Origin of the sequence: Bradyrhizobium sp. i1.15.2, from assembly GCF_040548425.1 — a bacterium.
GTDB lineage: Bacteria > Pseudomonadota > Alphaproteobacteria > Rhizobiales > Xanthobacteraceae > Bradyrhizobium > Bradyrhizobium canariense.
In genome coordinates, this window is sequence record NZ_JBEPRQ010000021.1 from 54,430 (window position 1) to 66,110 (window position 11,681).

An 11,681-nucleotide genomic window follows, 5' to 3' on the forward strand; every position below is an offset into this window, starting at 1 on the left:
GGTCAAGACTTTCGTTTGCGAGCCGGAACGGCTAACACACCGCCACCATGAACGATACCACCCCCGAGACCCCCAAGCTGAGCTGGTGGCGCCGCCTGTCCGACGGGCTGAAGCGCACCTCGTCCTCGCTCGGGACCGCGGTCGCCGACCTCGTCACCAAGCGCAAGCTCGACCGCGCCATGCTCGACGACATCGAGGACGTGCTGCTGCGCGCCGACCTCGGCACCTCGGTCGCGGTGCGGATCGCGGATGCGGTCGGCACCGGGCGCTACGACAAGGCGATCTCGGCGGACGAAGTCAAGGACGTCGTCGCGACCGAGGTCGAGAAGGTGCTGGCGGCGGTGGCGAAACCGCTCGAGATCGACGCCGGCAAGAAGCCGTTCGTCATCCTGGTGGTCGGCGTCAACGGCTCCGGCAAGACCACCACCATCGGGAAACTCTCGCAAAAATTCGTGTCCGAAGGCCGCAAGGTGATGCTGGCGGCCGGCGACACGTTTCGCGCCGCAGCGATCGAGCAGCTCAAGGTCTGGGGCGAACGCACCAGGACCCCCGTCATATCGGGCGCACAAGGCTCGGATTCGGCGAGCCTCGCCTTCAACGCGCTGACGGCGGCGAAGGAGCAGGCCACCGACGTGCTCCTGATCGACACCGCCGGGCGGCTTCAGAACAAGGCCGAGCTGATGAACGAGCTCGAAAAAGTCGTGCGCGTCATCCGCAAGGTGGACGCGACTGCGCCGCATGCGGTGCTGCTCGTTCTGGACGCCACCGTCGGCCAGAACGCGCTGTCGCAGGTCGAGGCCTTCCATCGCACCGCCGGCGTCACCGGCCTCGTGATGACGAAGCTCGACGGCACCGCCCGCGGCGGCATTCTGGTGGCGCTCGCGGAGAAATTCAAACTGCCGGTGCATTTCATCGGCGTCGGCGAAGGCGTCGACGATCTCGCGCCGTTCACCGCGCGCGATTTCGCCCGCGCGATTGCCGGAATCGAAAGCTGAAGAATGGACAAGACCCAGCCGCATCCGCTGTTCAAGCTCGCGACCGAGCTCGGCCCGCTGCTCGTGTTCTTCTTCGTGAATGCGAAGTTCAATCTGTTCGCCGCGACCGGCGCCTTCATGGTCGCGATCGTCGCGGCGATGATCGCCTCCTATGTCGTGACGCGCCACATCCCGATCATGGCGATCGTGACAGGCGTGATCGTGCTGGTGTTCGGCACGCTGACCCTGGTGCTGCACGACGAGACCTTCATCAAGCTCAAGCCAACCATCATCTACGCCCTGTTTGCCGCGATCCTCGGCGGCGGCCTGTTGTTCGGCCGCTCCTTCATCGCCGTGATGTTCGACCAGATGTTCAATCTGACGCCGCAGGGCTGGCGCATCCTGACGCTGCGCTGGGCGCTGTTCTTCGCCGGCATGGCGGTGCTGAACGAGATCGTCTGGCGCACCCAGAGCACCGACTTCTGGGTCAACTTCAAGGTGTTCGGCGTCACCCCGATCACGATGATCTTCGCCATTGCCCAGATGCCGCTGACCAAGCGCTATCACCTCGAGCCGGCGTCGCTGGAAGCGAGCGAGGCCGAGGCGGGGGATGTGCGGAAGGGGTGAGGGTCCCGTGTCCCGGACGCGCTGCAGCGTGAAACGCTGCTGCGCAGAGCCGGGACCCAGAAGGCAACGCGTCGCGCTGTGACATGGGCCCCGGCTCTGCAGCGCACCGCTCACGCGCTGCGCAGCGTCCGGGGCACGAGAGCGGCGATCAGCTCCCCGCCGCCTTCAACGCCTTCTCCATCTGCGGCAACAACACCGTCCGCAAATTCTCCGGCGTGATCGGTCCCACCAGCTTGTAGACGATGGTGCCTTCGCGACCGACGACAAAAGTCTCCGGCACGCCATAGACGCCCCATTCGATCGAGGCGCGGCCGTTGGCATCGACGCCGACGCGGCCGAACGGGTTGCCGTAGCGCCCCAGGAAGCGCCGCGCATTGTCGGCGGCATCCTTGTAGTTGATGCCGACGAGCTGGAAGCGCTTGTCTTTTGCCAGTTCGGTCAGCAGCGGCGCCTCGTCGTGGCACGGCACGCACCAGGACGCCCAGACATTGACGAGGCTGACCTTGCCCTTGAACGCGGCGGGATCGAGGCCGGGGATCTGCGCGTTGTCAGCCTGCAATCCCTCGAGCGGCGGCAGCATGGTTTGCGGCGCGGGGCGTCCGATCAGCGCGGAAGGGATTCGCGAGGGATCGCCACTGCCGAGCCGGAACCAGAACAACAGCGCCAGGCCGATGAAGGCGATCAGCGGCAGCACCATCAGGAAGGTGCGGCGCTGTGGCGGAGCGGACGTCGATTGCTCGCTCATGATTGCTCGCTCATTCTCGATCTCTCATGGCCGATCCGTCGCGCTACGGCCGGAGCGGCGGGTCACGCCGCTGCGCTCGAGCTCGCGCAGGCGCTGTGTCTGGCTGCGATAATCGAGCACGATCCAGCCGATCAGGATCACGACCACGAGGGCGGCCGCGGCATAGGATGTCACGATGAAGGGCGCGTAGGGACCGAGCGACATGATCATGCAGCCCCGACTTCTTTTGACGTGCTGCCCTCACGCGAGCCGGTGCCGATTTCTGAAAACGCCACACGGCTCGCCTGCATCATTTGCAGCGAGCGGACGCGGCGGCGCAAAATCTCGTTGCGCATCGCCGCGATGTGCAGCGTGACGAACAGCAGGGTGAACGCGACCGCCATCACCAGCAGCGGAATCAGAAACGATCTGTCGAGCGACGAGCCGCCCATCCGCATCACTGACGCCGGCTGGTGCAGCGTGTTCCACCAGTCGACTGAGAACTTGATGATGGGCAGGTTGAGCGCGCCGACCAGCGTCAGCACGGCGGCGGCGCGAGCCGCGCGGGAGGGATCGTCGACCGCGCGCCACAGCGCCATCAGGCCGAGATACATCAGGAACAGGATCAGCACCGAGGTCAGCCGCGCGTCCCATTCCCAATAGGTGCCCCACATCGGCCGGCCCCACAGCGAGCCCGTCAGCAGCGCAAGGAAGGTGAAGGCGGCGCCGATCGGAGCTGCCGCTTTGGCGGCGACGTCGGCGAGCGGATGTCGCCACACCAGCGTGCCCAACGATGCGATGCTCATCACGCCCCACACGAACATCGACAGCCAGGCATTGGGCACGTGGATGAACATGATCTTCACCGTCGCGCCCTGCTGATAGTCGTCGGGCGCGGTGGCGGACTGATAGAGCCCGATCGCGAGCAGGATGATTGTCGCAGCCGCAAGCCACGGCAGCAGCCGCGCCGTCAGCGCGAGGAACCGTGTGGGGTTGGCGAGGTCGATCAGCGTCATGGTATCCTGATAATCACAGGTAAGCGCTCACGCAATCAGCACGAAAGTCCGCAGCGAAAGTTGATCGGGGTCAAGGTCAGTCCAGCCCATCTCAATCCAGCCCATGCTTCAGGCTCGCCGCAGCCGCGAACGGGCCGATCACGAGGCTGACCAGCGACAGCGCGCACAGGATCGAGAACGGCGCGCCGAACGTCATGGGGCCGACGATCACCGCCTGCGAGGCCGCGACCCCGAAGATCAGCACCGGGATCGACAGCGGCAGCACCAGGACGGCCATCAATAATCCGCCACGATGCAGCGTCACCGCCAGCGCCGCGCCGATCATGCCGGTGAACGTCAGCGCCGGGGTGCCGGCGAGCAGTGTCAGCGCCACCGCGCCGGTCGCCACCATGTCGAGGTTGAGCAGCAGGCCGAGCACGGGGGTTGCGACGATCAGCGGCAGGCCGGCGGCCAGCCAATGCGCCAGCGCCTTTGCCGCGCAGGCGAGTTCCAGCGGGGTCCGGCTCATCGTGATCAGGTCGAGCGAGCCGTCCTCGTGGTCGGCCATGAACAGCCGGTCCAGGGTGAGCAGGCTCGCCAGCAGCGCCCCCAGCCACAGGATCGCCGGCCCGAGCCGCGACAGCAGTGCCAGATCCGGCCCCACCGCAAACGGCATCAGCACCACCACGGTCAGGAAGAACAGCACGCCAATCAATGCCCCGCCGCCGACGCGGAGCGCGATCCGGATGTCCCGGCGGATCAGGGCAGACAGGGCGGTCATGGGGTGGCTCTTTCCACGGCGAGACGGCCATAAGAGCTCGGCTGGTGCCCAGGGCAAACTGCGCTCCCTCCCCCCTTGTGGGGGAGGGCGGGGGAGAGGGGTGGCCCCGGGAGAGATGCGGATCGTTCGCGCGCGGCCAGCAACAGATAGCCCGTTTTTCCAGCGCTTGATCCGAGAAAGTGTCGCCCGCCGCACCCCCCTCCCTGACCCTCCCCCACAAGGGGGGAGGGAACGGAGAGAGCGGCACCCCGCCGCTCGGAAAACTGAGGGTCCATCGGAATCACACCGCACCCCCGATCCGCAGCTCCCGCGAATCGATCCCGAGGGGGGCGTGGGTGGCGGCGACGATCAGGCCGCCGCGCGCCAAGTGCTCGCGCATCAATCCGGAAAACATGTCCTGGCCCGCGACATCCAGTGCCGTGGTCGGCTCGTCCAAGAGCCAGACCGGCCGGCGGACGGTCAGCAGGCGGGCCAGCGAGAGCCGGCGGCGCTGGCCTGCGGACAGGAAGGCGGCGGGCAGATCGGCGGCATGGTCGAGCCCGACGGTGGCGAGGCTCTCGCCGGCGTCGAAACGCTCGCCGCCCAAGAAATCGGCCCAGAACGTCAGATTCTCCGCCACGCTCAGGGCTGGCTTCAGGGCGTCGCGATGACCGAGATAATGGCATTGCTCCGGCAATGTCAGCTCGGCGTCACCTCCGTGCAGCGCGATCGTGCCGCCCGCCGGAATGAGCAGGCCCGCGATCAGCCGCAGCAGCGAGGTCTTGCCCGATCCGTTGCGGCCCACGACCGCCACGGCTTCGCCGGAGCCGGCCCCGAAATCGAGCCCGGCAAACACCTCGCGGCCGCCCCGCACGCATGTGACCCCATGTCCGGAAAGCTGCATCTCGCCTCGTACCAGCCCGCTCAACGTCAGGCCTCAGGAAAACTTGGGGTAGCGTATGGGAATTTTTGGCTCGCGGATTGCCGCGGCACGTTTGTGGCTGTGGCGGCGCGGTTAGAAAGCTTCTATAAGCCCGGAACTACTTGATGCAGCAACTCAACCTGCCCCTGCAAGCGACTCAGCCTGCCTACGCTGACGGTGTTAAAATACCCTGCCGGGTATAACTAACAATTGGGATTTCCTACATGACCTCGCTCGACAGCTTCAAATGCAAAAAGACCCTCAAGGTCGGCGCCAAGACCTATGTCTATTACAGCCTGCCCACGGCCGAGAAGAATGGTCTGAAGGGAATTTCGAAACTCCCCTATTCGATGAAGGTCTTGCTCGAGAACCTGCTCCGCAACGAGGACGGCCGCTCGGTCAAGAAGGAAGACATCGTCGCGGTGTCGAAGTGGCTGCGCAAGAAGTCGCTGGAGCATGAGATCGCCTTCCGCCCGGCGCGCGTGCTGATGCAGGACTTCACCGGCGTCCCCGCCGTGGTCGATCTCGCCGCGATGCGCAACGCGATGCAGAAGCTTGGCGGCGATGCCGAGAAGATCAATCCGCTGGTGCCGGTCGACCTCGTCATCGACCACTCCGTGATCGTGAACTTCTTCGGTGACAACAAGGCGTTCGGCAAGAACGTCACCGAGGAATACAAGCAGAACCAGGAACGCTACGAGTTCCTGAAATGGGGCCAGAAGGCGTTCTCGAACTTCTCCGTCGTGCCGCCCGGCACCGGCATCTGCCACCAGGTCAATCTCGAATATCTCTCCCAGACGGTCTGGACCAAGAAGGAGAAGATGACGGTCGGCAAGAAGACCGGCACCTTCGAGGTCGCCTATCCCGACTCGCTGGTCGGCACCGATTCCCACACCACCATGGTCAACGGTCTCGCCGTGCTCGGCTGGGGCGTCGGCGGCATCGAGGCCGAAGCCTGCATGCTCGGCCAGCCGCTGTCGATGCTGCTGCCCAACGTCGTCGGCTTCAAGCTGAAGGGCGCGATGAAGGAAGGCGTCACCGCGACCGACCTCGTGCTGACGGTGACGCAGATGCTGCGCAAGCTCGGCGTTGTCGGCAAGTTCGTCGAGTTCTTCGGCCCCGGCCTCGACCATCTCTCGGTCGCCGACAAGGCGACCATCGCCAACATGGCGCCCGAATATGGCGCGACCTGCGGCTTCTTCCCGGTCGACGCCGCCGCGCTCGATTATCTCAAGACCTCCGGCCGCGCCTCGGCGCGCGTCGCGCTGGTGCAGGCCTATGCGAAGGCGCAAGGGCTGTTCCGCACCGCCAAGTCGGCCGATCCGGTGTTCACGGAGACGCTGACGCTCGACCTCGGTGACGTCGTGCCGTCGATGGCCGGTCCGAAGCGCCCCGAAGGCCGCATTGCGCTGCCGTCCGTGGCCGAGGGCTTCTCGCTCGCGCTCGCCACCGAATACAAGAAGGCCGAGGAGCCGGCGAAGCGCTTTGCCGTCGAGGGCAAGAAGTTCGACATCGGCCATGGCGACGTCGTCATCGCCGCGATCACCTCCTGCACGAACACCTCGAACCCGAGCGTGCTGATCGGCGCCGGTCTGCTGGCGCGCAACGCCGCCGCGAAGGGCCTCAAGGCAAAGCCGTGGGTGAAGACCTCGCTCGCCCCGGGCAGTCAGGTGGTGGCGGCCTATCTCGCCGATTCCGGTCTCCAGGCCGATCTCGACAAGGTCGGCTTCAACCTGGTCGGTTTCGGCTGCACCACCTGCATCGGCAATTCCGGTCCGCTGCCCGAGGAGATCTCGAAGTCGATCAACGACAACGGCATTGTCGCGGCTGCCGTGCTCTCCGGTAACCGCAACTTCGAAGGCCGCGTCTCGCCGGACGTGCAGGCGAACTATCTGGCCTCGCCGCCGCTCGTGGTCGCCCACGCGCTCGCGGGCACCGTCACCAAGAACCTCGCCATCGAACCGCTCGGTGAAGGCAAGGACGGCAAGCCGGTCTACCTGAAGGACATCTGGCCGACGACGAAGGAGATCAACGCCTTCATGAAGAAGTTCGTGACCGCGTCGATCTTCAAGAAGAAGTATGCCGATGTGTTCAAGGGCGACACCAACTGGCGCAAGATCAAGACGGTCGAGAGCGAGACCTATCGCTGGAACATGAGCTCGACCTATGTGCAGAACCCGCCCTATTTCGAAGGCATGAAGAAGGAGCCGGAGCCGGTCACCGACATCGTCGAGGCCCGCATCCTCGCCATGTTCGGCGACAAGATCACCACCGACCACATCTCGCCGGCCGGTTCGATCAAGCTCACCTCGCCCGCCGGCAAATATCTCAGCGAACACCAGGTACGTCCGGCCGACTTCAACCAGTACGGCACGCGGCGCGGCAACCATGAAGTCATGATGCGCGGCACCTTCGCCAATATCCGCATCAAGAACTTCATGCTCAAGGGCGCGGATGGAAATATCCCTGAGGGCGGTCTGACAAAACACTGGCCAGACGGCGAGCAGATGTCGATCTACGACGCCGCGATGAAGTACCAGCAGGAGCAGGTGCCGCTGGTGGTGTTCGCCGGCGCCGAATACGGCAACGGCTCCTCGCGCGACTGGGCCGCGAAGGGCACGCGTCTGCTCGGCGTGCGCGCCGTGATCTGCCAGAGCTTCGAGCGCATCCACCGCTCCAACCTGGTCGGCATGGGCGTGCTGCCGCTGACGTTCGAGGACGGCACCTCCTGGTCGTCGCTCGGTCTGAAGGGCGACGAGAAGGTCACGCTGCGCGGCCTCGTCGGCGAGCTCAAGCCGCGCCAGAAGCTGACCGCGGAGATCGTCTCCGGCGACGGTTCGCTGCAGCGCGTTTCGCTGCTCTGCCGCATCGATACGCTGGACGAGCTGGAATACTACCGCAACGGCGGCATCTTGCACTACGTGCTGCGCAAGCTCGCGGCGTAAGCGCGGACTTGTGAACGGTGGCTCACTGCGAAGTGAGTAGTAGGTTACACGAAGGCGGCCTATCACAAGGCCGCCTTCACGCGTTTGCGGCAGGCTTCAGATGGGCCCGCCCGGCGGAGAACCCCACGCTTTGGACGGTAACTTTGGCGGACGAAAGTGTGAGGCCCGTAAGACTACGGTGACCATCCGGCGGTAAGATTTCCCTCTCACGAGCAATGGTGTACGGCGTTCGACATGACAACAATGACGGCTTCTCATCTGGTTTCACGCTGGTCCGGCGCCCTCTGGTCGGGAGCTCTTGGTCTCTGTGCGATCGTCGCCGTCATCCGTCCTGCCGAGGCTGATCCCCGCGCCGTTGTCGAATTGTTTACCTCGCAGGGCTGCTCCTCCTGCCCGCCGGCCGACAAGATCATCGGCGACCTCGCCCGCGATCCCTCGATCATCGCGCTGAGCATGCCGATCGACTATTGGGACTATCTCGGCTGGAAGGACACATTGGCCGATTCGCGCTTCTCTGCACGGCAGCGTGCCTATTCGCGCATGCGCGGCGATCGCGAAGTCTACACACCGCAGGTCGTGGTCAACGGCTCCACGCATGTCGTCGGCAGCGACCGCACCGGCATCGAAAGCGCGATCGGCAAAACCGACACGGGCACGGGCGTGATGAGCGTGCCGGTGACGATGTCGCTCGCGGGCAAGCAGATCAACGTCTCGGTGGCCGCGAGCAACGAGCCGACCGTGTCCCACGGCGAGGTCTGGATCTGCTCGATTGCGAAATCGGTGCCGATCGCGATCAGCCGCGGCGAAAATCGTGGACAGCAGGTCATCTATCACAACGTGGTGCGCAACCTGCTCAAGGTCGGCGACTGGACCGGCCGTCCGGAAAGCTGGACGGTGCCGATCGAGAACCTCACGCGCGACGGCGTCGACGGTGCCGTGGTCTATGTTCAGGACGGCAGCCGCGAGAAGCCGGGCCCGATGCTGGGCGCGGCGTATACGTCGCTGCACTGACGCGCACACTTCGAATCTTCCGACTCAAGCACGCTCTCAATCCTCATGGTGAGGAGGCGCGTCAGCGCCGTCTCGAACCATGCAGGCCCTACTGAGGCAGCTCGGCCTCGATCCTTCGAGACGCCGCTTCGCGGCTCCTCAGGATGAGGGGAGAGAGTTTGTGCGGAGATGGTGAGATATGCGTCGAGGCAGAAACATCCCGACACAGACAAAACCGACCCAAACAAAAAAGGACCAACTCGCGTTGGCCCTCCTTGTCGTGCGAACAGACCCGATCCTGACGGCCCCGGGGGGCTGGGGGCTGAGGAATCCGGAACCGAAAGGACCGGGTCAACGCACACAAGTCTTTTCGCAATGCAGGGCGGCAGTCGCTTGGCGGAAAAGCGGCGACACTATGATTCCTGCTAACGATCCCGTGACGGTTTGCCGCGACAGAGTTCCACCGCTGCGTGTGGGCGGTTTGCTCCGGTCCAGTGTCCTTCCAGGGGCCCCTTGCGGTGGGGAACAGTTGGCGCGATCATGCAACTGTCATGATCCGCGGTTCCGGGGACGGTTCTTCGCGGACGCGGTCATGCTGATGCGACAGGAGGCGACCTATGAGTCTGTCGGAGGATGCCGATCCGAGCGAACAGCGCGCGGCGGCGCGCCCCGCCGCTTCGAATGCGCAGCTGAGCCGCGTGACGTTCAACCGGCTCGAGCTGCACCGTATTCTCAATCTCTACGGCCGGATGGTCGCCGACGGCGAGTGGCGCGACTATGCCATCGACTTCCTCAGGGATCGCGCCGTGTTCTCGGTCTTCCGCCGCGCCTCGGAAGTGCCAATTTATCGTATCGAGAAGGATCCGCGCCTCGCGCGCAAGCAGGGCATGTACAGCGTGATCTCGGCGACGGGCTTGATCCTGCGCCGCGGCCACGAACTGGAGCGCGTGCTCCTGGTGATCGATCGCAAATTGGCGGTGGTGTGAGCAGGGATCCAGTAGCCCGGATGAGCGTAGCGACATCCGGGTCTTTGCTTGCAGCCTTCCCGGGTATCGCTTCGCTCACCCGGGCTACGGGCCTTACTTCCCCGGCACGCTCTTCGCGCCCTCGCCAAGATCCCGCTGCATCATCACCGTGTCCAGCCAGCGGCCGAATTTCAGCCCGACGCTGGGATGCGTGCCGATCATCTTGAAGCCGCCCTTGCTGTGCACGCCGATCGAACCCGCATTGGCGGAATCGCCGATCACGGCGATCATCTGGCGGAAACCGCGCGCCTCGCACTCGACGATCAGCCGCTCCAGCAGGAGCGCTCCGATGCCGCGGCGGTGGAAGGACGGATCGAGATAGATCGAGTTCTCGACCGTGAAGCGGTAGGCCGGCCGCGGCCGGTAGGCGCCGGCATAGGCGTAGCCGGCGACGCGCCCGTCGAGGATGGCGACGAAATAGGGGTAGCCGCCGTCGATCAGCGTACGGTAGCGGCGCGTCATCTCGGCGAGATCGGGCGGCTCCAGCTCGAACGTCGCGGTGCCCTCGCGGACAGCCTGCTGGTAGATGGCGGTGATGGCGGGAAGGTCGGCCTCAATGGTGGGCCTGATATCGGGTGCGGACATGCCGCAAGATTAGAGCCTTCCTGGGACGGCTGGAAGAGGCGAACCGCCTCCCCACGTCGTCATTGCGAGCGAAGCAGCCTCCATCTTCTCCGCTGTCATGCCCCGCGTAGGCGGGGCATCCAGTACTCCGAAACAGTGCAGCAAGAACAGAGCCGCTGCGGCGTACTGGATCGCCCGCCCCAGTGCGCAATTGCGCACAAGGCAGGCGATGACGACGTCCGGCCCACCCAAACAAAAACCCCGGCCTTTCGGCCGGGGTTCGTGTCCGTCCTCTCGCCTCAGCGCTTAGTCGCGCTGGCCGAGGAGCTGCAGGAGCAGCGTGAACAGGTTGATGAAGTTCAGGTACAGCGACAGCGCGCCGGTGATGGCCGCACGCTCTGCGATGTCACCGCCGGCCGAGGCGTAGCCGTAGATGTAGTCGTTCTTCAGCCGCTGGGTATCCCAGGCCGTGAGGCCCGCGAACACCAGCACGCCGACCACCGACACCACGAACTGCAGCACCGAGCTCGCCAGGAACAGGTTTACCAGGCTCGCGATCACGATGCCGATCAGGCCCATGAACAGGAACGAACCCATTCCGCTCATGTCACGCTTGGTGGTGTAGCCGTAGAGGCTGAGCGCGCCGAAGGTCGCCGCGGTGATGAAGAACACCCGCACGATCGAGGTGTGCGTGAACACCAGGAAGATCGAGGACAGCGAGACGCCCATCAGCGCCGCGAACACCCAGAACAGGATCTGGGCGGTCGAGGGAGCGAGACGGTTGATGCCCGCCGAGATCACGAACACCATGGCGAGCGGCGCGAGCATGAACAGCCACTTCAGCGGGCTGACGAACATCGCGTAGCCGAACGGCGTCAGGAACAGCTTGCCGACGCGGACGGCTTCCGGGGTCGGAACATCCGTCACGGCGGCCATGTAGACGCCGAGCGCGGCCAAGCCGGTGATGGCGAGGCCAATGCTCATGTAGTTGTAGATGCGCAGCATGTAGGCGCGCAGGCCGGCATCGACCGTCGCGGCGTCAACACGCCCGGCGGCCCTGCCGAAAGGAGAAGCGTAATTGCGGTCTAGGTCCGACATGGTCGAATTCCCGTTGGTTGGTCCGGTCCGGCATGAGGGTCGCCATGCCGCCGGTTC

General features: G+C 65.0%; 12 protein-coding genes. 5 read left to right on the plus strand and 7 right to left on the minus strand.

Annotated elements, in window-relative coordinates; genetic code table 11:
• Window positions 1-47 precede the first annotated feature (47 nt).
• Together ftsY and ABIB80_RS28760 are read left to right on the plus strand one after the other, a co-directional pair.
• Entirely contained in the window at window positions 48-995 is a 948-nt protein-coding gene (ftsY, locus tag ABIB80_RS28755) for a signal recognition particle-docking protein FtsY (protein ID WP_007598836.1), read from the plus strand.
• Between the two features lie 3 nt (window positions 996-998).
• On the plus strand, window positions 999-1,601 hold the full coding sequence (locus ABIB80_RS28760; protein WP_007598838.1) for a septation protein A: 603 nt from the start codon (window positions 999-1,001) through the stop codon (window positions 1,599-1,601).
• Between the two features lie 148 nt (window positions 1,602-1,749).
• On the opposite strand, the gene ABIB80_RS28765 is transcribed toward ABIB80_RS28760, so the two are convergent.
• The 5 genes from ABIB80_RS28765 to ccmA form a co-directional block, all read right to left on the minus strand.
• Window positions 1,750-2,346: a DsbE family thiol:disulfide interchange protein gene (locus ABIB80_RS28765; protein ID WP_007598840.1), complete on the minus strand. Its 597-nt coding sequence runs from the start codon at window positions 2,344-2,346 to the stop codon at window positions 1,750-1,752.
• 24 nt (window positions 2,347-2,370) lie between these two features.
• Window positions 2,371-2,556 carry a heme exporter protein CcmD gene (gene ccmD, locus ABIB80_RS28770; protein WP_007598841.1) on the minus strand — a complete coding sequence of 62 codons (186 nt, stop codon included), beginning with the start codon at window positions 2,554-2,556 and terminating at the stop codon, window positions 2,371-2,373.
• Window positions 2,553-3,341, minus strand: coding sequence for a heme ABC transporter permease (locus ABIB80_RS28775; RefSeq protein ID WP_007598843.1), 789 nt, complete (start codon window positions 3,339-3,341; stop codon window positions 2,553-2,555). The genes ccmD and ABIB80_RS28775 overlap by 4 nt, the downstream gene beginning before the upstream one ends.
• 91 nt (window positions 3,342-3,432) lie before the next feature.
• Entirely contained in the window at window positions 3,433-4,101 is a 669-nt protein-coding gene (gene ccmB, locus ABIB80_RS28780; protein WP_007598845.1) for a heme exporter protein CcmB, read from the minus strand.
• Between the two features lie 280 nt (window positions 4,102-4,381).
• Complete coding sequence (gene ccmA / locus ABIB80_RS28785) at window positions 4,382-4,984, minus strand: heme ABC exporter ATP-binding protein CcmA (protein WP_007598847.1); 603 nt, start codon at window positions 4,982-4,984, stop codon at window positions 4,382-4,384.
• Between the two features lie 242 nt (window positions 4,985-5,226).
• Here ccmA and acnA point away from each other — a divergent pair, with 242 nt between their 5' ends.
• From acnA to ABIB80_RS28800, 3 genes are all read left to right on the plus strand, one after another.
• Window positions 5,227-7,947: an aconitate hydratase AcnA gene (gene acnA, locus ABIB80_RS28790; RefSeq protein WP_007598848.1), complete on the plus strand. Its 2,721-nt coding sequence runs from the start codon at window positions 5,227-5,229 to the stop codon at window positions 7,945-7,947.
• A gap of 234 nt (window positions 7,948-8,181) precedes the next feature.
• Window positions 8,182-8,958 carry a DUF1223 domain-containing protein gene (locus tag ABIB80_RS28795; RefSeq protein WP_007598850.1) on the plus strand — a complete coding sequence of 259 codons (777 nt, stop codon included), beginning with the start codon at window positions 8,182-8,184 and terminating at the stop codon, window positions 8,956-8,958.
• 596 nt (window positions 8,959-9,554) lie between these two features.
• Window positions 9,555-9,923: a DUF2794 domain-containing protein gene (locus ABIB80_RS28800; protein WP_007598853.1), complete on the plus strand. Its 369-nt coding sequence runs from the start codon at window positions 9,555-9,557 to the stop codon at window positions 9,921-9,923.
• A gap of 93 nt (window positions 9,924-10,016) precedes the next feature.
• Here ABIB80_RS28800 and ABIB80_RS28805 read toward each other — a convergent pair whose 3' ends face one another.
• Both ABIB80_RS28805 and ABIB80_RS28810 read right to left on the minus strand, forming a co-directional pair.
• Window positions 10,017-10,547 (minus strand): GNAT family N-acetyltransferase, encoded by a 531-nt coding sequence (locus ABIB80_RS28805; RefSeq protein WP_007598854.1) that lies wholly within the window; start codon window positions 10,545-10,547, stop codon window positions 10,017-10,019.
• Window positions 10,548-10,832: 285 nt separating this feature from the next.
• A complete protein-coding gene (locus ABIB80_RS28810; protein WP_007598855.1) occupies window positions 10,833-11,624 on the minus strand; it encodes a Bax inhibitor-1/YccA family protein in 792 nt (263 codons plus the stop codon).
• Window positions 11,625-11,681 lie beyond the last annotated feature (57 nt).